This is a genomic window from Nonomuraea sp. MTCD27, assembly GCF_041950495.1.
GTDB lineage: Bacteria > Actinomycetota > Actinomycetes > Streptosporangiales > Streptosporangiaceae > Nonomuraea.
In genome coordinates this window covers 226,031-251,649 of record NZ_JBGNUW010000011.1, presented here as the reverse complement: position 1 = coordinate 251,649, position 25,619 = coordinate 226,031, and the positions used below count along the sequence as shown (strand labels likewise).

At 73.8% G+C, this 25,619-nt stretch carries 24 protein-coding genes; 17 read left to right on the top strand and 7 right to left on the bottom strand.

Features of this window, described 5'->3' with window-relative positions; translation table 11 throughout:
* Positions 1 to 4: 4 nt before the first annotated feature.
* Entirely contained in the window at positions 5 to 988 is a 984-nt protein-coding gene (locus ACBJ59_RS30880; RefSeq protein WP_375113722.1) for a BtrH N-terminal domain-containing protein, read from the bottom strand.
* A 109-nt stretch (positions 989 to 1,097) separates the two neighbouring features.
* On the opposite strand from ACBJ59_RS30880, the gene ACBJ59_RS30875 reads away from it, so the two are divergent.
* From ACBJ59_RS30875 to ACBJ59_RS30860, 4 genes are all read left to right on the top strand, one after another.
* Positions 1,098 to 1,646 carry a TetR/AcrR family transcriptional regulator gene (locus ACBJ59_RS30875; protein WP_375113721.1) on the top strand — a complete coding sequence of 183 codons (549 nt, stop codon included), beginning with the start codon at positions 1,098 to 1,100 and terminating at the stop codon, positions 1,644 to 1,646.
* Positions 1,630 to 2,061 carry a DUF5360 family protein gene (locus ACBJ59_RS30870; RefSeq protein ID WP_375113720.1) on the top strand — a complete coding sequence of 144 codons (432 nt, stop codon included), beginning with the start codon at positions 1,630 to 1,632 and terminating at the stop codon, positions 2,059 to 2,061. Before ACBJ59_RS30875 ends, ACBJ59_RS30870 begins: the two co-directional genes overlap by 17 nt.
* Positions 2,058 to 2,789 (top strand): LuxR C-terminal-related transcriptional regulator, encoded by a 732-nt coding sequence (locus tag ACBJ59_RS30865; RefSeq protein ID WP_375113719.1) that lies wholly within the window; start codon positions 2,058 to 2,060, stop codon positions 2,787 to 2,789. Before ACBJ59_RS30870 ends, ACBJ59_RS30865 begins: the two co-directional genes overlap by 4 nt.
* 70 nt (positions 2,790 to 2,859) lie before the next feature.
* Positions 2,860 to 3,396 (top strand): hypothetical protein, encoded by a 537-nt coding sequence (locus ACBJ59_RS30860; protein ID WP_375113718.1) that lies wholly within the window; start codon positions 2,860 to 2,862, stop codon positions 3,394 to 3,396.
* A 6-nt stretch (positions 3,397 to 3,402) separates the two neighbouring features.
* Here the strand turns inward: ACBJ59_RS30860 and ACBJ59_RS30855 are convergent, their stop codons facing one another.
* Together ACBJ59_RS30855 and ACBJ59_RS30850 are read right to left on the bottom strand one after the other, a co-directional pair.
* Positions 3,403 to 4,098: a phosphonatase-like hydrolase gene (locus tag ACBJ59_RS30855; protein WP_375113717.1), complete on the bottom strand. Its 696-nt coding sequence runs from the start codon at positions 4,096 to 4,098 to the stop codon at positions 3,403 to 3,405.
* The gene (locus tag ACBJ59_RS30850; RefSeq protein WP_375113716.1) at positions 4,095 to 4,862 is read right to left on the bottom strand and encodes a GntR family transcriptional regulator; all 768 of its coding nucleotides are present in this window, start codon (positions 4,860 to 4,862) and stop codon (positions 4,095 to 4,097) included. The genes ACBJ59_RS30855 and ACBJ59_RS30850 overlap by 4 nt, the downstream gene beginning before the upstream one ends.
* A gap of 156 nt (positions 4,863 to 5,018) precedes the next feature.
* On the opposite strand from ACBJ59_RS30850, the gene ACBJ59_RS30845 reads away from it, so the two are divergent.
* Positions 5,019 to 6,152 carry a TIGR03364 family FAD-dependent oxidoreductase gene (locus ACBJ59_RS30845; RefSeq protein WP_375113715.1) on the top strand — a complete coding sequence of 378 codons (1,134 nt, stop codon included), beginning with the start codon at positions 5,019 to 5,021 and terminating at the stop codon, positions 6,150 to 6,152.
* A 42-nt stretch (positions 6,153 to 6,194) separates the two neighbouring features.
* Here the strand turns inward: ACBJ59_RS30845 and ACBJ59_RS30840 are convergent, their stop codons facing one another.
* Positions 6,195 to 6,494, bottom strand: coding sequence for a hypothetical protein (locus ACBJ59_RS30840; RefSeq protein ID WP_375113714.1), 300 nt, complete (start codon positions 6,492 to 6,494; stop codon positions 6,195 to 6,197).
* Between the two features lie 37 nt (positions 6,495 to 6,531).
* Positions 6,532 to 8,202 carry a sodium:solute symporter family protein gene (locus tag ACBJ59_RS30835; RefSeq protein WP_375113713.1) on the bottom strand — a complete coding sequence of 557 codons (1,671 nt, stop codon included), beginning with the start codon at positions 8,200 to 8,202 and terminating at the stop codon, positions 6,532 to 6,534.
* Between the two features lie 273 nt (positions 8,203 to 8,475).
* Between ACBJ59_RS30835 and ACBJ59_RS30830 the strand changes: the two genes are divergently transcribed.
* The 12 genes from ACBJ59_RS30830 (at position 8,476) to ACBJ59_RS30775 (ending at position 23,405) form a co-directional block, all read left to right on the top strand.
* Entirely contained in the window at positions 8,476 to 11,166 is a 2,691-nt protein-coding gene (locus ACBJ59_RS30830; RefSeq protein ID WP_375113712.1) for an AAA family ATPase, read from the top strand.
* Positions 11,167 to 11,484: 318 nt separating this feature from the next.
* Entirely contained in the window at positions 11,485 to 14,334 is a 2,850-nt protein-coding gene (locus ACBJ59_RS30825; protein WP_375113711.1) for an AAA family ATPase, read from the top strand.
* Positions 14,331 to 14,594 (top strand): helix-turn-helix domain-containing protein, encoded by a 264-nt coding sequence (locus tag ACBJ59_RS30820; RefSeq protein WP_375113710.1) that lies wholly within the window; start codon positions 14,331 to 14,333, stop codon positions 14,592 to 14,594. The genes ACBJ59_RS30825 and ACBJ59_RS30820 overlap by 4 nt, the downstream gene beginning before the upstream one ends.
* Positions 14,595 to 14,699: 105 nt before the next feature.
* The gene (locus ACBJ59_RS30815) at positions 14,700 to 15,638 is read left to right on the top strand and encodes a GDSL-type esterase/lipase family protein (protein WP_375113709.1); all 939 of its coding nucleotides are present in this window, start codon (positions 14,700 to 14,702) and stop codon (positions 15,636 to 15,638) included.
* A 104-nt stretch (positions 15,639 to 15,742) separates the two neighbouring features.
* Entirely contained in the window at positions 15,743 to 17,377 is a 1,635-nt protein-coding gene (locus ACBJ59_RS30810; RefSeq protein ID WP_375113708.1) for a TIGR04028 family ABC transporter substrate-binding protein, read from the top strand.
* On the top strand, positions 17,374 to 18,303 hold the full coding sequence (locus ACBJ59_RS30805; protein ID WP_375113707.1) for an ABC transporter permease: 930 nt from the start codon (positions 17,374 to 17,376) through the stop codon (positions 18,301 to 18,303). Before ACBJ59_RS30810 ends, ACBJ59_RS30805 begins: the two co-directional genes overlap by 4 nt.
* Positions 18,300 to 19,088, top strand: coding sequence for an ABC transporter permease (locus ACBJ59_RS30800; protein ID WP_375113706.1), 789 nt, complete (start codon positions 18,300 to 18,302; stop codon positions 19,086 to 19,088). Before ACBJ59_RS30805 ends, ACBJ59_RS30800 begins: the two co-directional genes overlap by 4 nt.
* The gene (locus tag ACBJ59_RS30795) at positions 19,085 to 20,710 is read left to right on the top strand and encodes a dipeptide ABC transporter ATP-binding protein (RefSeq protein ID WP_375113705.1); all 1,626 of its coding nucleotides are present in this window, start codon (positions 19,085 to 19,087) and stop codon (positions 20,708 to 20,710) included. The genes ACBJ59_RS30800 and ACBJ59_RS30795 overlap by 4 nt, the downstream gene beginning before the upstream one ends.
* The gene (locus tag ACBJ59_RS30790) at positions 20,628 to 21,632 is read left to right on the top strand and encodes a putative FMN-dependent luciferase-like monooxygenase (RefSeq protein ID WP_375113704.1); all 1,005 of its coding nucleotides are present in this window, start codon (positions 20,628 to 20,630) and stop codon (positions 21,630 to 21,632) included. The genes ACBJ59_RS30795 and ACBJ59_RS30790 overlap by 83 nt, the downstream gene beginning before the upstream one ends.
* Complete coding sequence (locus ACBJ59_RS30785; RefSeq protein WP_375113703.1) at positions 21,629 to 22,219, top strand: CMD domain protein; 591 nt, start codon at positions 21,629 to 21,631, stop codon at positions 22,217 to 22,219. The genes ACBJ59_RS30790 and ACBJ59_RS30785 overlap by 4 nt, the downstream gene beginning before the upstream one ends.
* Complete coding sequence (locus ACBJ59_RS30780) at positions 22,216 to 22,785, top strand: alkylhydroperoxidase domain protein (RefSeq protein WP_375113702.1); 570 nt, start codon at positions 22,216 to 22,218, stop codon at positions 22,783 to 22,785. The genes ACBJ59_RS30785 and ACBJ59_RS30780 overlap by 4 nt, the downstream gene beginning before the upstream one ends.
* On the top strand, positions 22,782 to 23,405 hold the full coding sequence (locus tag ACBJ59_RS30775) for a VOC family protein (RefSeq protein WP_375113701.1): 624 nt from the start codon (positions 22,782 to 22,784) through the stop codon (positions 23,403 to 23,405). Before ACBJ59_RS30780 ends, ACBJ59_RS30775 begins: the two co-directional genes overlap by 4 nt.
* A 46-nt stretch (positions 23,406 to 23,451) precedes the next feature.
* Here ACBJ59_RS30775 and ACBJ59_RS30770 read toward each other — a convergent pair whose 3' ends face one another.
* Both ACBJ59_RS30770 and ACBJ59_RS30765 read right to left on the bottom strand, forming a co-directional pair.
* Positions 23,452 to 24,450 carry an SDR family NAD(P)-dependent oxidoreductase gene (locus tag ACBJ59_RS30770; protein ID WP_375113700.1) on the bottom strand — a complete coding sequence of 333 codons (999 nt, stop codon included), beginning with the start codon at positions 24,448 to 24,450 and terminating at the stop codon, positions 23,452 to 23,454.
* 141 nt (positions 24,451 to 24,591) lie between these two features.
* Positions 24,592 to 25,560 carry a helix-turn-helix domain-containing protein gene (locus ACBJ59_RS30765; RefSeq protein ID WP_375113699.1) on the bottom strand — a complete coding sequence of 323 codons (969 nt, stop codon included), beginning with the start codon at positions 25,558 to 25,560 and terminating at the stop codon, positions 24,592 to 24,594.
* Between the last annotated feature and the right edge of the window lie 59 nt (positions 25,561 to 25,619).

Genomic DNA, 25,619 nt, shown 5'->3' with positions numbered 1-25,619 from the left:
CGGGCTACAGCCGGCGGAGCACGTGCATGGCCTCGCTCTCGATGCGCGCGAGGTCGTGGAGGATGGCGCCGGCCTGGTCGAGGTGCGCGGCGTCGCCGGTCTCGCCGGCCTTCGCGATCAGGGCGGCCACGTCCGTCCACATGACGGCGGCCTCCCCGTACAGCCGGTGGCCGGTACGGAGGCCGCCGTCGTCGATCAGCCCGGCGCACTCGCCGAGAAAGTCGCGATAGAGGGCCCGGAACAGGGCACCCCCGGTGCCCGCCCGCTCCATGAGCAGGGCGGTCTGCGGCAGGTCCCGCTGCGGCTGCTCCGCGCGGGACAGCCAGGTGGGCACCTGGCGGGCGGCCTTCTCGATGCCGCGATGGCCCAGGTTGGCGATGGGGGCGGCGAGGAAGGCCGCGGCGCACGCCGTGATCGCGGGGACGAGCCGCTCCTGCCAGGGGACGGGGTGCGCCGGCAGCGCGATGGTGAAGGAGCGGCTCCTGGCGGTCATCGGGCCGCGCGCCGCCCGCGCCTCGGCCAGGCCGGCCCGGCTGGTGCGCACCGCCCCGCCCTGCGGCCCGGTGTCCACCAGGTAGGCATCGTGCTCGTCGTAGCCGTACATCGCGACGACGTGCCCGCCGAAGTGCACCTTCGACCGGAAGTAGTCCAGGTGGTAGCTGTCGAGCTGGAGCCCGACGGGCCGGCCGGCGTCGATCTGGGCGGCCACGTTCGCCCACGCCCTGCGCGGTGAGGTGGTCTCCTCGGTCCGCAGGGTCAGCCCCAGCCTGGCGGCCAGGTTCCCGGTGAGCTCGAACGGCCTGACCCGGCCGCCGAGGAAGGGGACCGCCATGGCCTTGCTGTCCCAGTAGACGAAGGACAGGCCCGAGCCGAGCCCGAACAGCATGGGCTCGGACAGATCGAGCCCCTCGTGCCGCAGCAGCACCCCGAGCGCCGTCGTCTCGCAGTGTTGCGTGTCGCGGGCCTCGACGCCCTTCACGATCGTCATGCGGTTGCTCTCCTCCAGGTGCGAGCCGTGGGACGAGCATGGAGTCTGCCATGGGGGGAGAGTCCAGTTACAAGGCGAAACTATACCGGTTGGCCGGTATAGTTTCAGGGTGCCCAGAACCAGTTCCAAGGAACGCCTGCTCGACGCCGCAGCCGAGGTGCTCCTGACCGAGGGGGCCGACTCGCTCACCCTCGAAGCCGTCGCCAGGCGGGCCGGGGTCTCCAAGGGCGGCCTGTTCTATCACTTCCCGACCAAGCAGGCGCTGGTCGCCGCCATGGTCGAGCGCCTCACGGCCACCTTCGACGCCGCCCTCGCACAGGCCGGTCACCGCCCGGGCGACTACCTGCGCGCCTACATCGAGGCCACGATCCCCGAACGGCACGTCGCGCGGGCCCCGGCCGACACGGTCACCGTGGCGCTGCTGGCCGGGGTGCTGATCGACCCGGCCGGGCTGCGGCCCCTGCGGGAGCGATATTCCGCCTGGCAGGCCCGGCTGGCCGACGACGGCATCGACCCCGCCGCCGCCACCGCCGTACGGCTGGCCGTGGACGGCTGGTGGGCCGCCCGGCTGCTCGGCCTGGGCGAGCCCGAGCCCGAGCTGCACGAGCGCACCCGCCGCTACCTCCTGGAGCTGATCGACCGTGCTGCGCACCACTAAAGCCCTGATGCTCGTCACCGATCTGGGCTTCCTCGTCTACTTCGGCGTCACGGGCCTGGGGCTGATCCCGCCGGAGTGGGCGTTCGCCGACTACGACAACCCGCTCATGGCCGACTGGAACTGGTCCTTCCTCTGGATCGACCTGCCGGCCGGCGTCACCGGCCTGACGAGCCTGTGGCTGGGGCGCCGGCGGCAAGGCGACGGCCTGCCCCTCATGCTGATCTCCCTGGTGCTGACCATGGCCTCGGGACTCATGGCGATCGCGTTCTGGACCCTGCGCGGCGACTTCTCCCTGGCCTGGTGGATCCCGAACCTCTACCTCGTGCTCTTCCCGATCCCGGCCGTCGCCTGCCTGGCCACGAGCCGGATTCTGCCGCGGACGTCCGGTGGGGCCGGGGAGGTGGCCGGTCGGTGAGCGCGGACGACGGCGTGTCGCTGGCCCGGCTCGTCCATCGCCTGGAGGAGGTGGTCGGCGAACTGCGGGGGATCCCCGTCGACGTCGAGCGGGTGGACGACGACGCGCTCGTACGGCAGCAGATCGCGCAGGTCGTGCCCGCGGCCGGCGAGCTGCGCGCCATGCAGCCGCTGAGCTCGATGGAGAAGGGCTCCCAGGAGCAGCGGAGCAGGCGCAGGGTGCTCGACGCCCTGGAGCGCGGCATGACCATGCGGACGATCATCCATGCGAGCGTGCTGGACGACCCCGGCAAGGTGGCCCGGATCAGGCAGCTGCACGCCTCCGGCGACCGGCACCGGGTCGTCGAGGAGCCGATCCAGCAGGTGCTCATCTTCGATCGCGCCGTGGCGTTCCTCCGGATGACCCCCTTCGCGTACGCGCCGGGCACCCTGGTGATCAGGCAGCAGAGCCTCCTCACCGCCCTCATCGACCTGTTCGAGCGGACCTGGGACAGGGCCAGGGAGATCGACGAGCCGACGCACCGGCTGAGCGCGCGCGAGCGCGAGGTGCTCGCCCTGATCGCGGAGGGGCGCTCCAACAGCGCCGTCGCGCGGGCCCTGTCGATCACCGAGGCGGCCGTCGGCAAGCACGTGGCCGGCGTGTTCGCCAAGCTGGAGCTGCGCGAGACCCCTGATGACAACCGGCGGGTGCTGGCGGTGCTCGCCTACCTGCGGGGCACGGCGAGGTAGTGCCAGACCGACCGCCTACTCGCCCCAGCCCCCATGCGGCCGGGATCCGGCACGGAGTTCAATGAACGCCATGCAACGAATGACTGGGTTACTGGTGGGCGCGATCTTCGGCGCGGTCTTCGTCGTCGTCAACGCGCAGAGCCCGCTGAACGCCGTGACCGCGAACATCCTGCGGGCGGCCGCCTGCCTGGCGGCCGTCGCCGTCGCCGGCATGTGGGTCGCCACCGTCCGGCGGGAGCGGCCCGGGGCGGGGGAGCGGCGGAGCATGTACGGCCGCGGCTACCTGGTCGTCGTCGCCGCCGAGGCGATCCTGCTCTTCGGCGGCCTCCGGGTGCTGGCCGCCTGGGGCAGCCCCGAGCAGGCCAACGTGGCGTGGGTGGCGCTGGTGGTGGGCGTGCACTTCATCGCGCTGGCGCCGGTCTGGAAGGACCGGGGCATCGCCGTGCCCGGCGTGGTCCTCACCCTGCTGGGCGCCGGCGGCCTGGCGCTGGCGTCGACGGCCGCGGTCGCCTGGGTGCCGCTGGTCAGCGGCGTGCTGTCGGGGGTGGCGCTGCTGGCCGGCGCCGTCACCTTCGGCTGGCGTGCCGTGACGGCTCGTACGGCCTAGCCGTACCTAGCCCTCGGCCCGCGTGGCCGGCGGGAGGGAGAGCAGCGCGGGGATGGCGGCCACGCCGGGCAGCAGGTGGGTGTGCCGGACGGCGCCGAGCGCGGCCGCGTCCTGGCTCCCGGTGAGCACGCCCGCCACGATCGCCGCGCCCGCGTTGGTGCCGGCGCGCAGGTCGCGGACGGTGTCGCCGGCCGTGAGGACCCGCCCGACGTCGTGCACGCCGGTCGCCTCCATCGCCCGGAAGATCATGTACGGGGCCGGCCGGCCCACCGGGACGTCGTCCACGCACACCACCGCGTCGAGGAAACCGTCGTCCCAGCCGATCGAGCCCAGCAGCGCGTCGGTCACCTCGCGGTCGAACCCGGTGGTGAGCGCCACCTTGACGCCCGCGGCGCGCAGCGTGGCGATCGCCTCCGGCACCCCGGGCAGCGGGGCCGGCGGCGTCTCGGCGTAGGCGGCGCGCAGGCGCTCGCGGAAGTCGGCGAAGGCGCCCTCCACGGTCTGGGGGGCGGGAGCCCGGCCCGTCCCGCCGGTGAGCAGCGCGGTGATGGCCGCCCGCTTGTCGGCGCCCATCCAGTCGTGGATGTCGGCGGCGGCCGGCGTGCCGCCCGCCGCGCGGACGGCCTGCTCAAGGGCGACATAGACGGCGCCGTGCTCTTCGACGGTGGTGCCGGCGATGTCGAGAACCGCCAGTTCGATCATGGTTGCGCTCCTTGGAGGAGGTCGTCGGGGCAGCCGCGCAGCAGGGCCGGGTGGGCCTGCTGGGAGTTGTCGATCGTGAAGGAGACGAGGTCGGGGCGGTAGCGGTCGTCGGAATACTCGACCGGGACGCCGTCGGCGGAGGAGGTGCGGCGGCGTTCGCGCAGCAGGGCCGAGCCGGGGGAGACGGCCAGGAGGGCGGCGTCGGTCTCGTCGGCGACGATCGCGTCGATCACGTGGCGGGCCGTGCTCAGGTCGACGCCGCGACCGCTCAGGTACGCGAAGACCGACCCCTGGTCGCAGTCGAAGTCGAAGAGCAACCGGCCCACGGACCAGACGAACGTGGTGCGTTCCACCATCGCGGGCACGCCCTCCAGCAGCCGCAGGCGCAGCAGCTGGACGACCGGGGCGCCTTCGTCCACGCTCAGCGCGTCGGCCGCCTCGGCGGTGGCCGGGCGCCGCGCGATCTCCACCGTGCGCTGGCCCGGCGTGTGACCCGTCCGCTCGGCCCACCGCGAGAACGACAGGAACGTCTCGAACGGCTGCGGCATCGTGTGGCTGCGCACCACCGGCGGTTTGCCGCGCCCGCCGCCGATCAGCCCCTCGGCGCGGAGCGTGGCCAGTGCCTGGCGGATCGGCCCGCGCGAGGCTCCCCACTGCTCGCACAACTGCGACTCGGAGGGGACGGCGGCGCCCACCGGCAGGTCGCCGGAGCTGATGCGACGGCGCAGATCCGCTGCGACCCGTTCGTGGAGATGCCCGTCCATGCGACTTGACCATACAGGAGGTCGAGCACGTCGCGGCAGTGGCCCCGACCGCAGAACAGCATATCCACCTGCGGAGATGGCGACCGAGAAAACAAGGGGTGACATGTCTCCGGCGCCTGTTGACACCTCGGTGGCGGACCGGACACCTTACTTGTCATGACAAGCCATCAGCCGTCGGGCGGATCCTTCGGCTCGGCCGATCTCGTCGTCGTCGGTGCCGGCATCGTCGGGCTCGCCCACGCGGTCGACGCGGTGCGCCGCGGGCTGTCCGTCGCCGTCGTCGAGCGCGACGAGCGGGCCGTCGGGGCCTCGGTCCGCAACTTCGGGCACGGCTGCTTCACCGCCCAGGACGGCGACGCCCTGCGCTACGCGACGGCCGCCAGGACCGCCTGGCTGAGCCTGGCGCGGGAGGCGGGGCTCTGGCTCAACGAGGGCGGCACCGTGGTCGTGGCCAGGGCCGACGACGAGTACGCGGTGCTGGCGGAGTTCAGCGCCGCCCGCGACGGCCAGGCCGTCCTGCTCGACGCCCGGGGGGTGGCCGAGCGGGTGCCGGTGGGCCCCGGCGTGGTCGGCGGCGCCTGGCTGCCCATGGACGTACGCGTCGACCCGCGCCAGGCCGTGCACGCCATCGCCGGCTGGCTGGCCCGCCGCGGGGTGCGCTTCCACTGGGCCACCTCCGCCCACGTCGTGGAGCCGGACGCGGTGGTCACCGGCCGCGGCCGGGTCAGGGCCGGCCGGGTGGTCGTGGCCGTCGGCCACCACGTGCACCGGCACTTCCCCGACCTGGCCGAACGGTCCGGCCTGCGCAGCTGCGCCCTGCACATGCTGCGGGTGGCCGACCCGCACGGCCGCCGCGTCGATCCCGCCGTGCTGTCCGGCTTCTCGCTCCTGCGCTACGACGGCTTCACGGCCTGCCCCACCGGGCCGGCCCTGCGCGCGCGGATGGAGTCCGAGCACCCGGGGCTGGTCGGCATCGGGCTGAACCTCATGTTCACCCAGCGCCCGGACGGCGACCTGATCATCGGCGACACCCACGCCTACGCGGGCACGTTCGACCCGTTCCAGGCCGAGGAGCTCGACCGCCGGGTCCTGGAGGAGACCGCTCGCCTGCTGGGCGCCGGCCCGCTGACGGTGCGCGAGCGCTGGCGCGGCGTGTACGCCTCCGCCCCGGCCCCCTTCCTGGTCGCCACCCCCATGCCCGGCGTACGGGTGGTGTCGGTGACCTCGGGCATCGGCATGACCACCGCCCTGGGCCTGGCCCCCGAGGTCCTCGACGACCTCCTCGCCTGACCGCGCCCCGGCACCGGGAAGAACCCCGCGCTCGCACGACGCCTAGGGATCCGCCGGTTCCGGAGGCGGGTCGATGACCACGGGACGCAGGCGCGCCCACACCACGAAGGCGATCGCCACCACCGCCATGGCGATGCCGGCCCACAGGTTGGCGTTCACGTCGCCGGTCTTGGCCCGGTCCTCTGCCGTGTCCACGACGAGACCCAGGACGATCAGGACGATGCCGTAGAAACCGATCAGCCAGGCGATGACGACGCGAACGTCGAAGGCGCCGGCCCTGCGCGGTCCGGCGCTGTCCGGCGCCCCGCCGTCGCGGCCCGTAGCGGGCTCCACCTTGCTCATGTCCGACTCCTCAGCAGGTCGTGGATCAGCGGGACGATCATCGGAAGATCACATTGAGGACGGTGACGAGCACCAGGGAGATGCCCGCCAGCTTCGTCGGCGCGCGGTACCAGGGCAGCCGGCTCGCGGCCGGGTCGGTGCGCAGCGCCTTGGGCGTCTCCGACAGGACGAGCCCGCTGAGCTCGCTCGCCGGCTTCGGGGAGGTCACCAGGGTGACCAGGACGCTGACCGTGATGTCCACGACGAACGCCACGCCCGCGGAGAGGAACGCCGCCCCCTGCCCGGGCAGGTCCATGGCGCCGAGCTCGTTGGCCAGCCAGACGGCGATCGCGCCCAGGGTCCCGGACACCAGCCCCACCCACCCCGCGGTCGCGGTCATCCGCTTCCAGAGGATGCCGAGGATGAAGGTGGCGAACAGCGGGGCGTTGAAGAAGCCGAACAGGGTCTGCAGGTAGTTCATCAGGTTGCCGTAGCCGGCCGCGATGAACGCGGTGCCGATGGCCAGGACCGTCGCGCCGACCGTGGCCCACCGGCCGACCTTCACGTAGTAGTCGTCGGGCCGGTCCTTGCGCACGTACTGCTGCCACAGGTCGTAGCTGAAGACGGTGTTGAAGGCGGAGATGTTGGCCGCCATGCCGGCCATGAACGCGGCGAGCAGCCCCGCCAGGGCGACGCCGAGCAGCCCGTTGGGCAGCACGTCGCGGATGAGCAGCAGGATCGAGTCGTTGTAGGTGACCCCGGCGGCCTGGTCGCCGGCCTTGAGCCGCATCACCTCGGGCACCAGCACCCCCGCGATCATCCCGGGGATCACCACGATGAACGGGATGAACATCTTCGGGAACGACGCGACGATCGGCGTGCTGCGCGCCGCGGACATCGAGCTGGTCGCCAGCGCCCGCTGGACCTCGACGAAGTTCGTGGTCCAGTAGCCGAAGGAGAGCACGAAGCCCAGGCCGAAGACGATGCCGATGACGGACAGGACCGGGTTGGCGAACCCGGACAGCTCGCCGCCCGGCCACGACCGCAGCTGCTCGGCACCGCCGACCGAGGCGGTCACCTTGTCGATCAGCCCGCCGACGCCGCCGACGCGGTGCAGCCCGATGAGGGTGAGCGGCAGCAGCGCGGCGAGGATGACGAAGAACTGCAGGACCTCGTTGTAGATGGCCGCCGACAGGCCGCCGAGGGTGATGTAGCTGAGCACGATCGCGGCGGCGAGGATGAGGGCGATCCACAGCGGCCAGCCCAGGAGGCTGTTGACCACGGTGGCCAGCAGGAACAGGTTGATCCCCGCGATGAGGATCTGGGCGAGGGCGAAGCTGATCGCGTTCACCAGGTGCGCGCCGGTGCCGAAGCGGCGGCGCATGAACTCCGGGACGCTGCGCACCTTCGACCCGTAGTAGAAGGGCATCATCACCACGCCGAGGAAGAGCATGGCCGGGATGGCGCCGATCCAGTAGTAGTGCACGGTCGGCATGCCGTACTCGGCGCCGTTGGCCGACATCCCGATGATCTCGACGGCGCCGAGGTTGGCCGAGATGAAGGCCAGCCCGGTGATCCAGGCGGGCAGCGACCGCCCCGACAGGAAGAAGTCAAGGCTGCCGGAAACTCTGCGCCGTGCGGCCAGCCCGACCAGCAGCACCACTGTGAAATAGGCCAGGACCAGCACATAGTCGACAACGTTGGCGCCGATCCTCAGCGGATCGTCCATGGGAATCCCCTCTCCCCCGGGGCGGGGCTAGTGCGTGCGGGCATGCCTGACAGCGTCTTGCGGTCCGCGGGCACTCGCATCCGTAGGTCCCGGGGGGACGGACCCCTGGCCTGAGAACCCCGGGCGGACCGGGGGTGCGGCGTGACCTGCTCGTGTTGCGCCGGTCCTTGCATCTGATGAATGATTCTCGCGTCAGACGGAAGGGGTGGGCGTGGCCAGAGGGGCGGAGCGGCCGCGAAGACCTGCCCGGCGCGCGTCGGGCGGGAGCCTCAGGTGATCGTCGGGCGGGAGGCCCAGATCCAGGCTGTGGGCGTCCTGCTGAGTGAGGCCACGCGGGGCCGTGGTGGCGCCCTCGTCGTACGGGGAGAGGCCGGGATCGGCAAGTCGGCGCTGTGGGGCGAAGCCTGCGCGGCGGCCCAGGCGCTCGGGATGCGGGTGCTGACCACCGCGGGCGTGCAGGCCGAGGTGCAGCTGCCGTACGCCGGGGTCCGGCATCTGTTCCGCCGGCTGGGCCCGGAGCTGGGTGAGGAGCTGGGCCCGGAGCTGGGTGGGGCCGCGGACGAGTCGCCGTTCCGGGTCGGCGTCGAGGTGCTCGACCTGCTCGGCCGGCTCGACCAGCCGGTCCTGCTGGCCGTGGAGGACGGCCACTGGCTCGACCGGGTGAGCTGGGAGGTGCTGGCCTTCGTCGCCCGGCGGCTGGAGTCCGACCCGGTCGCGCTCGTGGTGACGGCCCGCGACGGCGAGGACGTCGACCGGCTCCTCGCCGCCGCCGCGCTGCCGGAGCTGCGGCTCGAACCGCTGGAGCCGGACCAGGCCGGAAGCCTGCTCGACCAGGTCGCACCCGGGCTCACGCCCGCCCTGCGCGAGCGCGTGCTCGCCGTGTCGTCCGGCAACCCGCTCGGGCTGATCGAGCTCGGCGGGCTGGCCGCCCGTTCCGGCGGCGCCGCGCTGCTCCCGTCGCGGCTCCCGCTGAGCGCCCGGGTGGAGCGCACGTTCGCCGGGCTGGTCGGCGAGCTGCCCGCGGCGACGCGCGCGCTGCTGCTCGTGGCGGCGCTGGACGACGGCGACGACCTCGACGAGGTGCTCGCGGCGGCGTCCCGGTTCGAGGACCGGCCGGTCACGGCCGACGACATGGAGCCGGCCGTGGTCAGCCGGCTGGTCGGCGTGGACGATCAGTACCGGGTGCGGTTCCGGCACCCGCTGCTGCGCTCGGCCCTGCGGCAGTCGGCGAGTGCCGCCCAGCGGCGGCGGGCGCACGCCTGCCTCGCGGCGGTCGTCGCCACCGAGAACCGCCAGGTGCGGCACCGCGCCGCCGCCGCGGCCGGTCCCGACGAGGCCCTCGCCGCGGACCTGGCCGCCGTGGCCACCCGGGCCCGCTACGCGCAGGCCGCCTCGATCGCGCTGACCGCGATGGAGCGGGCGGCGCAGCTCAGCGAGGACCCGTACGAGCGCGGCAGCCGGCTGCTGTGGGCGGCCACGACGGCGGACGAGCAGGGCGACGCCGCGACGGTACGCCGCCTGCTGGAGCTGGTGGACGAGGCCCGGCTGCGCCCGGCGGACCTGGCGCGGCTGTCCTGGTACCGCGAGGCGTATCTCGGCACCGGCTGGACCGGCAGCGCGCGGCTGGGCGTCTACGTCGAGCTCATCGACACCATCCGGAGCGCCGGCGAGATCGAGCTCAGCCTTGAGGCGCTGAGCAGCATCTGCCTGCGGTTCTACTGGTCCAACCCCGACGACCGCACCAGGCTCAGGTTCGTGGAGGTCGCGGAGCTGATCGAGGCCCCGGCGGGCGACATCCGGGTGCTCTGCGCGCTGGCCCAGGTCGCCCCCGTCGAGCGGGGCACGTCCTGCCTCGACGGGTTGACGGCGTTGCAGTACCGGCTGGACCTGACCCCTCGGGAGCGCTACGACCTCGGGTTCGCGGCGTCGGCGCTGGGCGCGTACCCGCTGTCGAACACGTTCCTGGCGGCGAGCGCGGAATCGCTGCGGACGCAGGGCCGCATCGGCATGCTGACGCAGGCCCTGACGAGCCTGGCCTACAACGCGGCCGCGGCCGGCGACGCGCGGGCCGCCGTGTCCGCCGCGACGGAGTGCGCGGCGCTGGCCACCGAGACCCGGGCGTCGGTCTGGGAGCTGCAGGCCCGCCTGCAGCTGGGCATGGCCGAGGCGCTGCGCGGCAACGACGAGGTCGCCACCGAGATCGCGGATGCCGCGGAGAAGACGATGTTCTCGGCCGGCATGCACGCGATGCTGTCGCTGACGCAACGCATCCGCGGCATCAACGCGCTCGCCGCCGGGCGGTTCGAGGAGGCGTACGGGCAGCTGCGCCGGGTGTTCGACCCGGGCGACGTCGCCTACCACCCCTACCTGCGCTTCACCCTCGTCGGGCACCTGACCGAGGCGGCGGCGCACTGCGGCGCGCTCGACGAGATCCGCGACGTGGTGACCGAGCTGACCCCGATCGCCGAGCGGAGCCGCTCGCCCGTCCTCGTCACGGGGCTCCGTTACGCCGGGGCGGTGCTGGCCGACGACGGCGCGGCGTACGAGGCCGCGCTCGCCGCCGGGGACCTGCGTGACTGGCCGTTCGAGCGGGCCCGCCTGCAGCTCACGTACGGCGGATGGCTGCGCCGGCAGCGCCAGGCGGCGGAGTCGCGGCCGCTGCTGCGCGCCGCCGCCGCCACGTTCGACGCGCTCGGGGCGGCGCCGTGGGCGGAGCGGGCGCGGGCCGAGCTGCGGGCCACGGGCGAGTCCCGGCGCAAGCCGATCGACGCCATCGACGCCCTGACGCCGCAGGAGCAGCAGATCGCGCGGCTCGCGGCCGACGGGCTGAGCAACCGGGAGATCGCCGAGCGGCTGTTCCTGTCGCCGCGCACGGTCACCACCCACCTGTATCGGATCTACCCGAAGGTCGGCGTCAAGTCGCGCAGCGAGCTCGCCGCCATGATGGCCGACCGGCCGCTCTGACGACACCGACCGGCGGGCCCGGCCACGCGGCTCCCTCGCCCGCGCGGCCGGTCCCGGCGCCCCGCCGCGCGGCCCCCTCGCCCCGCGCGGATGGGCATCGCGATGGCTCGTGGATGCGGGGATCCCGAGTTCCATCGCCGCCAGCGTCGGCCCCCCAGGGTGCCGTTCGCATCCGTAGGGTCCCCAGGGGGAACCGCGACCAGGCTCCGGGGTCTGGCGCGGGCATTACGTAGTCCTACGTACGCAGTCCCCCACCGGCCACTCGTACGGTTTTGAATCAAGAGGCGGATGAGTGATGTGGTGGGAGGTGGATCCCGGGTGCTCGGCAAATCAAGCCTTGACGTTCTGGAAGGCGTGGTCGGACGCGGTGGGGGAGTCGCGGTCGTGGGCGGCGGCTGGTCGCCCGCCGGCTTCCACCGCCCCGGTGCGAAGGCCGGGCTGCTGGGCCGGCAGGCCGAGTGCGAGGCGCTCGACGGGCTGCTCGCCGCGGTGCGGGCCGGGGAGAGCCGGGCGCTGGTCGTGCGCGGCGAGGCCGGGGTGGGCAAGTCGGCGCTGCTGGAGCACCTGACCGAGCGGGCCGCCGGCTGCCGCGTGGTGAGCGCCGCGGGGGTGCAGTCGGAGATGGAGCTCGCGTTCGCGGCGCTGCACTCGCTCTGCGCGCCGATGCTGGGCCATCTGGACGGCCTGCCGGGGCCGCAGCGCGAGGCGCTCGGCACGGCGTTCGGGCTGCGCGCCGGGCCGGCGCCGGACCGGTTGCTCCTCGGCCTGGCCGTGCTGAGCCTGCTCGCGGCGGCGGCCGAGGAACGCCCGCTGGTGTGCGTGATCGACGATGCCCAGTGGCTGGACCAGGCATCGGCGCAGGTGCTCGCCTTCGTCGCCCGCCGGTTGTTCGCGGAGTCGGTGGCCTGCGTGTTCGCGGTGCGCGACACCGAAGAGGCGGACGAGCTGTCCGGCCTGCCGTCGCTGGACGTCGCGGGCCTGTCCGCCGGCGACGCCCGGGCGCTGCTGCGCTCGGTGGTCCCCGGCCCGCTGGACGCGCAGGTACGCGACCGGCTGGTCGCCGAGGCCCGGGGCAACCCGCTGGCGCTGCTGCAGCTGCTGAGGGAGTACACCCGCCCGGAGCTGGCGGGCGGGTTCGGCCCGCCGGCCACCCGGTCGCTCTCGGGCCGCATCGAGGACAGCTTCCGGCGGCAGCTGGAACGCATGCCCGCGCGCACCCGGCAACTGCTGCTGCTGGCGGCCGCCGACCCGCTCGGTGACGCGGCGCTGCTGTGGCGGGCGGCCGCGCGGCTCGGCCTCGGCATGGCGCTGGTCGGCGCCGCGAACGACATGATCGTCCTCGGCGTCCGGGTACGTTTCCGGCACCCGCTGGCACGCTCGGCGGTGTACCGGACGGCCCTGCCGGAGGAACGCCGGAAGGCGCACCTGGCGCTGGCGGAGGCGACCGACGTCGAAGCCGATCCGGACCGGCGCGCCTGGCACCGCGCGCACGCCACCGCGCAGCCGGACGAGGAGGTCGCCGCGGAGCTCGAACGCTCGGCCGGCCGCGCGCAGGCACGCGGTGGCCTGGCGGCCGTCGGCGCCTTCCTGGAGCGGGCGGCCGCCCTCACGCCCGACCCCCGGCGCCGGGCGGAGCGCGCGCTGGCCGCCGCCCGCGCCAAGCACCTGGCCGGCGCGCCCGAGCCCGCCCTGGCGCTGCTGGCCTCGGCCCAGGCCGGTCCGCTGGACGAGCTGCGACTCGCCCACGCGGAGCTGCTGCGCGCCGAGATCGCCAGCACCTCGAACCACGGCAGCTCCGCCGCCCCGATGCTGATCAGCGCCGCCAGGCGATTCGAGCCCCTGGACACCGCGCTGGCCCGGGACACGTATCTGCAGGCGCTGTCCGCGGCGATCGGCATCCTCCCGGACGAGGGCCGCAGCCTCGGGGAGGTCGCGGCGGCCGCCCGTACGGCACCGCCCGCCATCGGCCCGCCCCGGGTCGCCGACCTCCTCCTCGACGCCCTGGCCAGGCACTTCACGGAGGAACCGCAGGTCGCGGCGCCGGCCATGCGGCGGGCCCTGGCCGCCTTCCTGAGCGAGGAGACCTCCGCCACGGAGGACTTCCGCCGGCTGTGGGCCGCCCACACCCTCGCCATGGCCCTGTGGGACGACAGGTCGGGTCGCGAGCTGGCGGATCGCTACGTCGGCCTCCTCCGCGACACCGGCGCCCTCGCCCTGCTGCCCCTGGCGTTGAGCACGCGGCTCATGCTGCTCAACTTCGCCGGCGAGCTGGACGAGGCGGAGTCGGTGAACGAGGAGATCCAGACCCTCGTCGCCGCGACCGGGGTGCGGATCGGCTTCGGGTTCCAGGCGCCGGCGGGCGGCGCCCTCGCCCTGGCGGCGTGGCGGGGACGGCAGGCCGAGGCCGAGCAGCTGGCCGACGCCCTGACGAACGAGGCGACGGCCCGCGGCGAGGGCTCCACGGCGTCGGTCGCCCATTGGCTGACGGCCGTGCTGCACAACGGCCTCGGCCAGTACGAGCAGGCCCGGGCGGCCGCGGAGCGCGCCACCGCGTACCAGCCCTGCCCGGGCGCAGCGGCACACTGGGCGCCGGCCGAGCTGGTCGAGGCGGCGGTCTACAGCGGCGACCGCGAGCTCGCCTCCCGGGCGCTCGACCAGCTCGTCGCGACCACCCGGGCGAGCGGGACCGACTGGGCGCTCGGGGTCCAGGCCCGGTCGCGCGCGCTGCTCGGCCAGGGCGAGGAGGCCGACACCCGCTACCGCGAGGCGATCGACCGGCTGCGGCGGACCCGCATGCGCGTCGACCTCGCCCGCGCCCACCTGCTCTACGGCGAGTGGCTGCGCCGCGAGCGGCGCCGGCTCGACGCGCGCGAGCAGTTGCGCACGGCGAGCGAGCTGTTCGTGGCCATGGGCATGGAAGGGTTCGCCGACCGGGCGGAGCGCGAGCTGCTGGCGACCGGCGAGACCGCCCGCAAGCGTACGGTCGAGACCTCCGGGCAGCTCACGCCGCAAGAGACGCGGATCGCGAGGCTGGCCCAGCAGGGCCTGACGAACAAGGAGATCGCCGGCCGCCTGTACGTCAGCCCCCGCACCGTCGAATACCACCTCCGAAAGGTCTTCGCCAAGATGGGCATCACCTCGCGCAGCCAGCTGGAACGCATCCCGTGACCGGCCACCACGGGCACAGGACGGCCTGCGGGCTCGACTACCGGTGGCGGCTGAGGGAGGTCATGGCCGCCCGGGGCATGTTCTCCACCACCGACCTGCGTCCGCTGCTGGCCGAGCGCGGCATCGACCTGTCGCTGAGCCAGGTCTACCGGCTGGTGGCGGAGAAGCCGGAGCGGCTCAGCCTCCGCACGCTGATGGCGCTGCTGGACATCCTGGACTGCACGATGGAGGACCTGATCGAACCGCTGCCGGCGAACTGACCGGAGCTCGGGCGCAGGTCGCTACGGTCCCGCGGCGGGTCCGGCGGATAAGGTGATCACATCCGTCCCAGGAGATCCGGGGAGACCCGCGGAGAAAGGACCGAGGTGAGCCAGCCGCGCCCGCACACCCTGTTCTCCTTCGGCACGTTGCTGGACGAGCGGGTGCAGACCGCCCTCTTCGGTCAGGCCGTGCCCGTGTCCCCGGCGTCGCTGACCGGCCACACGACCAGGCCGCTGCCGATCACCGACCCGTCCGTGATCGCCACCAGCGGCATCGACGTGCATCTGACCCTGGCCCGGGAACGGGGTGCCGCGGTCGAGGGCGCGGTCCTGCACCTCACCGACCATGAGCTCGCCGCGGCCGACGCGTACGAGGTCGACGACTACGCCCGCCGGCGGGTGCTCCTGGCCTCCGGGGAGGCGGCGTGGGCGTACCTGGACGCGAGACCGCTGCGCCCGGCCGCCCGCATCGTGATCGCGGGCGACGGCATCGCCTACGGCCGCTGTGACCCGGAGGGCGGGTGGGCGGCCCGCCTGGCGGCCGCGCACATCGCCGCCGACGAGGCCGGGCACCGCGTCTTCAACGTGGCCGTCCCCGGCAGCACCCTGATCGACGTCAGCGAGCAGACGCCCGCGCTCCTGGCCGCCCGCCGTCCCGACACCCTGATCGTCGCCGCCGGGATCGGCGACTCGGCCCTGAAACCCGCCGCCGAACCGGCGCACGTCGGCTGGCTGGAGCGCCTCGGCGACGGTCTCGCCGCGCTGGCCGCGACCGCCCTGAGCCACGGCGCGCGGCTCGTCGTCCTGGGCCCGACGTGGGTCGACGAGTCCAGGACCGGCGACCTCGGCGGCCTGCGCTTCACCCACACCGGGGCCCTCGCCCTGCGCGAGAGCCTGCGGACCTGGTGCGTCGCGAACCACGTCGACTTCCTCGACATGTGGGCGCCGCTGCACGACCGGCCCGGCCTGCTCGCCGACGGCCTGCACCCCACCCCCGACGGGCACCGGGCCCTCCACGACCACCTCGCCGCCCTCGCCCGCTGACCTTCGACGACCGGCCGCGCGCCACACCCTTTCGCTATTCTCTACTATTCAAGTAGGTTATAGTGGCTTTAGGGTCAACATCGTTCATGAAGGGCAGTACCCCCATGTCTCCATCCAGACCGCTGTCGATCGCCGTCACGCTCACCCTCGTGGGCCTCCTCGGCGCCTGTGGCGGCGGGGGCGGCGGGGGCGGGGGCGCTGCCGGATCCGCGCCGGGCAGTGGCGAGCCCGTGTACGGCGGCACGCTGACCTACCTGGAGCATCAGCCGCCGACCTGCCTCTACCTGCCCGCGGCCGGGTTCTATCCCAACGGCGGCATCCTCAACCAGATCACCGACAAGCTGACCTGGCAGAACCCGGAGACGCTCGAGATCGAGCCGTGGATCGCCACCAAGTGGGAGGTCAGCGCCGACGCCACCGAATACACCTTCCACCTGCGCGACGGCGTCACCTTCAGCGACGGCAGCCCGCTCGACGCCTCCGCCGTGGCGGCCAACTTCGACGTGTACGGCCTGGGCGACCCGAAGCTCAAGCTGCCCGTCGCGGAGTTCGTCAACAACTACGAGCGCAGCGAGGTCGTCGACGCCAGGACGGTGAAGTTCCACTTCGACAAGCCCTCGTCCGGCTTCCTGCAGGGCACGTCGGTCATCGGCGCCGGCCTGGTGTCGAAGAAGACCGTCTCCCTCCCGTACGAGCAGCAGTGCCGGCTCGAGAACATCGTCGGCTCCGGCCCCTTCACGCTGAAGAACCAGATCCTCGACAAGGAGGTCGACCTGGTCGCCCGGAAGGACTACAACTGGGCGCCGCCGTCGTCGAAGCACCAGGGCCGCGCGTACCTCGACGAGATCAAGATCATCGTGACGCCCGAGGACAACGTGCGCGTCGGCGCGCTCACCTCCGGCCAGGCCGACATGGTGCGCTACGTCCAGGCGTACGACGAGAAGACCGTCAAGGACGCCGGCTTCCAGATCTACGCCGAGCCCACCAGGGGCGTGAACAACGGCCTCTACCTGCGGCCGGGCAACAGCCTGCTCAAGGACCCCGACGTCCGCCGGGCGCTGCGGCTGGGCACCGACGCCAAGGAGGTCGTCGAGACCCTCTTCACCGAGAGCTACCCGGTCGCCACCTCCGTGCTCAGCCACCTCGCCCAGGGCTACGTGGATCTGTCCAAGGAGCTCGCCTACGACCCCGGCCAGGCCAACGCGCTGCTCGACCAGGCGGGCTGGACGCGCGGCGCCGACGGGATCCGCGCCAAGGACGGCAGGCGGCTGCGGCTCGGCGTGTTCGTCTCCGGCCCGCAACCGCTGTCGAAGCAGACCCTCGAACTCGTCGCCCAGCAGTGGACCAAGCTCGGCGTGCAGCTGGAGATCCGCCCCGCCGACGCCGGCACCCAGGCCGTGGACATCAAGGACGCCGAGAAGACCGCCATCCAGCACGGCATGGTGGGCCGCGCCGACCAGGACGTGATCAAGAGCCACTTCCACAGCGAGAACCGCGACGTCATCCTCTCCGACGACGGCCGGCTGGACCGGCTGCTGGAGGAGGAGTCCGCCGAGCCCGACGTGGCCGAGCGCAACGCCAAGGTCGCCGAGATCCAGCGGTACGTGATCGAGCAGGGCTACGCCATTCCCCTGTTCGAGGAGCCCCAGGTGTACGGCGCCGCGCCGCACGTCAAGGGCGTGGCCTTCGAGGCGGTCGCCCGGCCGTGGTTCTACTCGACCTGGAAGTCCCAGCAGTGACGCGATACCTCCTGTCGCGGGCCGGGCAGGCGGCGCTCGTGCTGTGGGCCGCCTTCACGGCGAGCTACGTGCTCCTGCAACTCCTGCCCGGCGACTCCATCCTGATCAAGTTCCAGAACCCCGAGCTGGGCCTGTCACCGCAGCAGATCGCCGAGATCCGCGCCTACTACGCGGGCGACTCGCCGTTCGCCGACTACGTCCGCACCCTGCTCGGCTTCCTGACCGGCGGCTTCGGCTACTCGATCGACACCGGCACCCCCGTCGTCGAGCGGCTGGCCGAGGCGCTGCCCGAGACGGCCCGGCTGGCCTCGGCCGCGTTCGCGCTCGCGGTGCTGATCGCCGTGGTGATCGCGTTCGCGGCGGGCTACGGCGCGAACTCGTGGTTGCGCGGCGCGCTGCTGTCGGTGCCGTCGCTGTTCATCTCGGTTCCGGCGTTCTGGCTGGGCATCCTGCTGATCCAGGTCTTCTCGTTCCGGCTCGGGCTGGTGCCGGTGATCGGCGGCAGCGAGCTGCAGCAGCTCGTCCTGCCGGTGCTGACGCTGGCCGTGCCGATCTCGGCGCCCATCGCCCAGGTGCTCGCCCGCGGCATCGACCAGGTGTACGCGCAGCCGTTCGTGCCGGTCGTCGAGGCCAAGGGCGCGACGCGGTGGTGGGTCCTGTGGCGGCACGTGGCCCGCAACGCCGTGCTGCCGACGCTGACCGTGGCCGGCCTGATGCTCGGCGAGCTGATCGCGGGCTCGGTCGTGACCGAGACCGTCTTCGGCCGGGCCGGCCTCGGCCGGCTCACCGAGCAGGCCGTGAACGCGCAGGACACGCCGGTGATGCTCGCCGTCGTCGTGCTCGCCGCGGCCGTGTTCGTGCTGGTCAACCTGGTCGTGGACGTGCTGTTCCCGATCCTCGACCCGAGGCTGAGGGCGGCGTCGTGAGGAAGGGGCTGGTTCTCGCCTGGCTGGTGATCGGGCTCGTACTGCTCTGGGCGGTGGTGCCCGGCGTGTTCACCGGCTACGACCCGATCGCCGGCGTACCGGCCGAGAAGCTGCGGGCGCCGAGCGGGCAGCACCTGTTCGGCACGGACGCCGTGGGGCGCGACCTGTTCGCGCGGGTGGTGCACGGCTCGGTGCACTCGCTGACGGGCGCGCTCGTGGCGGTGGCGGTGGGGCTCGTGCTGGGCACGCTGCTCGGACTGCTGGCCGGGGCGGCCGGTGGCGTGGCCGACGCGGTGGTGATGCGCGTCGTGGACGTGCTGCTGTCGGTGCCCGGCCTGCTCCTGGCCCTGACCGTGATCATCCTGCTCGGTCCGGGCACGGTGAACGTGGCCATCGCCGTCGGCATCGGCTCCGTGGCCGCGTTCGCCCGGCTGTCCCGCGCCGAGGTGGTACGCGTCCGCCGTACCGACTACGTGGAGGCCGCCTTCGGCAGCGGCGGCAGGTTCCCCGCGGTGTTGTGGCGGCACGTGCTGCCGAACTCGCTCGGCCCCGTCATCGCGCTGGCCGCCCTGCAGTTCGGCGCGGCCATCCTGGCCATCTCGACGCTCGGCTTCCTCGGCTACGGCGCCGAACCGCCCACCCCGGAGTGGGGTCTGCTGATCTCCGAGGGGCGCAACTACCTGGCCACGTCGTGGTGGCTGACCACGCTGCCCGGCGCGGTGGTGGTCGCCGTGGTGCTGGCCGCCGGCCGCATCAGCCGCTCGATCGGAAAGGAGCGGGCATGAGCCTGCTGGACGTCCGCGACCTGGCGGTCTCCTACGACGGCCGGCGCGCGGTGGACGGCGTGTCCTTCGCGATCGAGCCGGGCGAGGCCGTGGCCGTGGTGGGGGAGTCCGGCTCCGGGAAATCCACCACCGCACACGCGATCATCGGCCTGCTGCCCGGCAACGCCACCCTGGACGCGGGCCGGATCCTGTTCGGGGAGGCCGACCTGGCCGGCTGGTCCGCGCGCCGCCTGCGGTCCGTCCGCGGCACCCGGATCGGCCTGGTGCCGCAGGACCCCGCGAACTCCCTGGACCCGGTCAAGACCGTCGGCGCCCAGATCGGCGAGGTGCTGCGCATCCATGGCCGCGGCGACCGCCGCTCGATCCGCCACCGCGTGCTCGACCTGCTGGCCCGCGTCGGCCTGCCCGACCCCGAGACCCGGGCCCGCCAGTACCCGCACGAGCTGTCGGGCGGCATGCGCCAGCGCGTGCTCATCGCCATCGCGATCGCGCTGCGCCCCCAGCTCGTCATCGCCGACGAGCCCACCAGCGCCCTCGACGTCACCGTGCAGCGGCGCATCCTGGACCTCGTCGACGACCTGCGCGCCGAGTACGGCACCGCCCTGCTGCTGGTCACCCACGACCTCGGCGTGGCCGCGAGCCGGTCGGACCGCCTGGTGGTGATGAAGGACGGCCGCATCGTGGAGCAGGGGCCGACCGCCACCGTGCTGGCCGCCCCCGAGGCCGGCTACACCAGGCGGCTGCTGAACGACGCGCCCGCGCTGTCCGCGCGCCCGTTCCTGGACCCGCCCGCCGCCGAACCGGCGATCGTGGTGCGCGACCTGGTCAAGGAGTTCCGCGTCGGGCGGCGCCCCTTCCGGGCCGTCGACGGGGTCTCCTTCGAGGTGGCGCGCGGCACCACCCACGCGCTGGTGGGCGAGTCCGGCTCGGGCAAGACCACCACCGCGCGGATGGTGGTGCGGTTCGCCACGCCCACATCGGGAACGGTCAGCATCGCCGGGGCACCGGACGGCCGCCGCTTCCGCCGCCACGTGCAACTCGTCTACCAGAACCCGTACGGGTCGCTCGACCCGCGCCAGTCCATCGGGGAGATCGTGGGGGAGCCGCTGCGCAACTTCGCGCCGGGCGACCGGGCCGCCCGCCGCGCCCGGGTCGCCGACCTGCTAGAACGGGTGGCGCTGCCGGGCGACGTGCTCACCCGCCGCCCCCGCGAGCTGTCCGGCGGGCAGCGGCAGCGGGTGGCCATCGCCCGCGCCCTGGCCGCCGATCCCGAGGTGATCGTGCTGGACGAGGCGGTCTCGGCCCTCGACGTCACCGTGCAGGCGCAGATCCTCGACCTGCTCCAGCGGCTCCAGCGCGACCTGGGGCTCACGTACCTGTTCATCTCGCACGACCTGGCCGTCGTACGCCAGATCTCGCACACCGTCTCCGTCATGAGCGAAGGACGCATCGTGAAACCGGAACCACCCGGCAGGTCTTCACCGAGCCGCGGCACGACTACACCCGCGAGCTGCTGGCCGCGATCCCGGAGCGGGTGCGATGAGGCCTGCCATCAGGCTGGGCTTCTTCACCCGGCTCCTCGACGACGTGCCGCCGGGGGAGCGCTACCGGCTCGCCGCTGAGCAGATCGAGCACGCCGAGGCGCTCGGTTTCGACAGCGCGTGGGTGGCGCAGCACCACTTCGACGGCGAGGAGGGCGGGCTGCCCGCGCCGCTGGTGTTCCTGGCCCACGTCGCCGCGCGGACCACCCGCATCCGGCTCGGCACCGGCATCATCACGCTGCCGCTGGAGCAGCCGCTGCGGGTGGCCGAGGACACCGCCGTGCTGGACCTGCTGGCCGGTGGCCGGCTGGAGGTGGGCGTGGGCAGCGGTGGGACGCCGTCGTCGTTCCCGCCGTTCGGCCACGACAGCACCGGCCGCGCCGACCTGTACGCCCGGCACCTGGCGGTACTGCTGCGGGCCTGGTCGGGGGAGGACCTCGGGGGCGGCAACCGGCTCTACCCGCCCGCGCCCAGGCTGGCCGGCGCCGTCTGGGAGGCCACGTTCTCGGCCTCCGGTGGCGCCCGCGCGGGCCGGGCCGGCAACGGGCTGATGCTGTCGCGCACCCAGCCGCGGCCCGCCGAGCACCCGCAGGCGACCCTGGCCGACCTCCAGCGGCCGATCGTGGACGCCTACTACGAGAGCCTGCCGCCCGGTGTCGCGCCGCGCGTCGTGGCCTCGCGGACCGCGTTCGTGGCCGACAGCCGGGCCGAGGCGCTGCGCTGCGCCGAGCGGGGCCTCGGCCGCGGCAGGCTGCCGTTCGAGCTGCCCGGCAGCGATCTCGACGGCCGCATCGCCGCCTTCGACGTGCACCTCGGCACCCCCGACGACGTCGTGGAGAGCCTGCGGGCCGACCCGACCCTCGAACGGGTCACCGACCTGGTCTTCCAGGTGCACTCGGTGGACCCGCCGCACCCGCTCATCCTCCGCTCGATCGAGCTGCTGGCGACCGAGGTAGCCCCCGCGCTCGGCTGGCTCCCCTCCACAGAATTGAGCACGAAATGATCAACGATGTCATCGACCACCTCGCCGGGATATCACCCGGCTCCCCGCTCGACCGGCTGCGCGCCCGCCGGCCCGGCGCCCGCGAGCACGCCCAGCGCGGCTTCGACGCGCTCTTCACCCCCGACGACGACCGCGAGGTGACGCTCGTCGAGCGGGACGCGATCGCGGCCTTCGTGGCCGGGCTGCACCTGGACGCCCGGACCGCCTCCTTCTACGCCGACCGGCTGGCCGAGCTCGCACCCGGCCTGCTCAAGGCGGTGCAGGCCGAGGTCGAGGCGGGCACCACCACCGGCCCGTACGGCGTCTACCCCGGGGACGGCCCGCTGGCGAGGGAGAGCGACGAGGGCCTGCGCTACCGGCCGCGGAACCCCGCGGACCTGGGCGTCCGGCTCGCCGCCGCGTTCGAGCACGCCCACCTGCTGGTGTTCCGGCCGCGCGAGTCGAGCGCGCGCTCCCTGGACGCGCTGGCCCGGGCGGGCTGGAGCGCCACCGGCATCGTGACGCTGTCGCAGCTCGTCGCCTTCCTCACCTTCCAGATACGCGTGGTGGCCGGGCTGCGGCTGCTGCGGGAGGGCTCTGCCTCATGACCGGATTCACCCAGGACCAGCTCGGCTGGCAGCCCTGGCTCGCGCCGCTGACCCCCGACGAACTCACCGACGAGCACCGGGAGGCGCTGGTCGACAAGGCGCGCGCCGCGTCCCCGTACTTCCGGCTGCTGGCCCGCGACCCGGACGTCCTGCACGCCCGCACGCAGACCGACCTCGACATCTTCCACAACGCCGACGGCGGGCTGCCCCGCGCCGAGCGCGAGCTGGCCGCGACCGCGACCTCGCGCCGCAACGGGTGCGTGTTCTGCGCCTCCGTGCACGCGCGCTTCGCCGCCCATCACGCCAAGCGGCCCGCCGACGTCCAACGCCTGCTGGACGAGGGCGTGGACGCGGCGCAGGAGGGCACGTGGCGGGCGGTCATCGACGCCTCGGTGGCGCTCGCCGCGACCCCGGCCGAGCTGCGGCCCGAGCACATCGCCGCGCTGCGCGCCGCCGGGCTGGACGACCTGGCCGTCAGCGACGCCATCCACGCCGCCGCGTTCTTCAACTGGGCCAACCGCCTCATGCTGTCGCTCGGCGAGCCCACCCGGGAGGCGGACGAGTGACCGGGCCACAGCTCGACCACCTCGTCTACGCGGTGCCCGACCTCGCCGCCGGGGTCGCCGCGTTCACCGAGCGCACCGGGGTCCGCCCCGTGCCCGGCGGCAGCCATCCCGGGGGCACCGCCAACCACCTCGTCCGCTTCGGGCCCACCGCCTACCTGGAGATCATCGGCCCCGACCCGGAGGCGTCCGCGCGGCCGCGGGCGTTCGGCCTGGAGAACCTGACCGCGCCGCGGCTCGCGGCCTGGGCCGTGCGCCCCGACGACATCGACAAGTCGGTACGTCAGGCGCGCGAGCGAGGCCACGACCCGGGCGACGTGCGGCCGCTGTCCCGGCGTACCCCGGCGGGGGCGCTGCTGGAGTGGCGGCTCACCCGGCGCGAGGACCCGGCGGCGGTGCGGCCGGTGCCGTTCCTCATCGACTGGGGCGGCACCCCCCACCCCGCCGCCTCCGCCGACCTGCCCCTGGTGAGCCTGATCTCCTTCTCCGCCGTACACCCCGAGCCGGACGCGCTGCGGCGCGACCTGGCCGCACTCGACCTGCGGCTCGACGTCTCACCAGGCCCCGAGCCTGCGCTGCGCGCCGTCATCGACACCCCCCTCGGTCCGGTGACCCTGCGCTGACCGGAAGCGCAGGGTCACCGGAGCCGCGGCCGGCGTGCCGGGCGGGTCAGGCGGTGGCCGTGCCGGACGGGGCCGCCTGGTCCAGCAGGGCGTCGATCATCTCCTGGAGCCGGTCGCGCCCGACGGTGCCGAGGGCGCCGGTCAGGGCCTGGGCGAGCTTGTCGTACGGGTCGTCCACCGGCAGTTCCCGCACCTGCTCGGCCAGCTCCTCGACACTCCACAGCCCGTCCCGGTGGATGTGCCCGCCGAGGGACCAGCCCTGGTTGACCGCGACGGTCCCGCCCCGCACCGACAGCACCTGGCCGGTGAGCGGGCAGGCCGGGCCGGCCAGGTAGGCGGCGACGGGCGCGCAGGCGGCCGGGTCCAGCGGGTCGAACCGGCCCGCCGGCGGCTCCTGGCCCATGCCGGGGACCGTCCGGGTGAGGCGGGTGCGGGCCATCGAGGGCGAGACGCAGTTGACGCGTACGCCGTAGCGGCCGAGCTCGAGGGCGGCCACGGTGGTGAGCGCCGCGACCCCGGCGTTGCCCGCCGCGTAGGAGGCCTGCGTGGGCAGCGGGTTGAGCAGCCCGGAGCCGGAGGAGGTGTTGACCACGGCCCGGTCGATGCGGATCCCGGCCCGGTGCCGCTCGCGCCAGTGGCGGGCCGCCCAGCGCGTGACCGCGAACGTGCCCTTCAGCTTGACGGCCAGGACGGCGTCGAAGTCCTCCTCCGGCAGGTCGGCCAGGCCCTGGTTACGTTCGATGGTGGCGTTGTTGACCACCGCGTGCAGGTCGCCGAAGGACTCCAGGGCCGTTTCCACCATGCGGCGGGCCCCGTCCCAGTCGGCGACGCTGTCGGTGTTGGCGACCGCCTGCCCGCCGCGCGCGGTGATCTCCTCGACGACCTCCGCGGCCACGCCGGCGTCACCGCCCGTGCCGTCGATGGCGACGCCGGGGTCGTTGACGACGACCTGGGCGCCCTCGGCGGCGAAGAACAGCGCCTCCTCCCGCCCGATGCCGCGCCCCGCTCCGGTGATGAGGACGACGCGCCCGTCCAGACTCCCCATGCCAGCCCCTTCCAAGTCGATGCAGTCGATGTAGTAATTCATTGTATGTAGCGACCTGGGGGCAGCGCGAGGGGGGCCGGCCGTGCCGGGGTTCGCCGCCTTCGTGGCCCGGCGCGCACGGCCACGGAGATCGCGAGCGCGTTATGACGGCCGCAATGCGCGGGTGCGATAGGCGGTGGGATTCACCTTGTACGTCGACCGGAACAACTGGCTGAAGTGCGCGGGATTGTCCAGGCCCCAGCGGGCCGCGATGGCGTGCACCGGATGCCCGGCCAGCAGAGGGTCGCCCAGGTCCCGGCGGCACCGCTCCAGCCGCTGGTCGCGGATCCAGTCGCAGACGCTGTGCCCGTGGCCGCTGAAGAGCCGGTGCAGGGAACGGATGGAGATGTGGTTGGCCGCGGCGATGCTCCGCGGTGACAGCGTGGGGTCGCCGAGATGCCGGAGGATGAACGACTGGATCTGCAGCAGCAGGGTCTCCTTCGACCTGGCCGGCGGCCGCGCCGCCAGCTCGTGCGCCACCAGCGTCGCCAGCAGGTCCACGACCAGCCCCGACAGCCGGTGCGCGGTCCCCGGCCGGTTGCGGTCGAGGTCGTCCCCGATCCGCCCGACCCCTTCCGCCACCAGCGCCCCGACCCCCGCCGCCGTGCCGAGCGGGACCCCCACCACCGGCCGCACCACCTGGGCCGGGACGGGCAGCAGCCCGCGGGAGAAGGTCATCATCACGCAGCCGGCGGGCCCGCCGCCCGGCTCCCGCCGGAACGGCTGCGACGTGTCGTACAGCGCCAGGTGCGAGGGGCCGGGCACCGCGGGCGTGCCCGCCCGCGGCCGCCCGCTCCTGTGCAGGATCAGCTGGTACGCCCCCGGGTCGCCGCGGCGGATGTGGGCCGGCGTGCGCTCGATCCGGTACGGCGTGCCGGTCCGCGTCGCCAGCGACGTCACGGTCACCGCCCCGAGGTCGCCCACCCGGACGCGCGCCCAGAAGTCGGTCCGCGGCTCACCGGAGACGCCCACCGGCACCGGCAGCTTCGCCATCGCGTCCTGGAAGCGGGAGAAGCGCTCGCCCTCGTCCGGGTGCTCGTCCGCGTCGAACACCACCCGGATCGCCGTCATCCGTCGCCCCCGCGCGGATTCGGCGCGGCGATCCGGCGAATCCGTCCAGGGCATCGGTG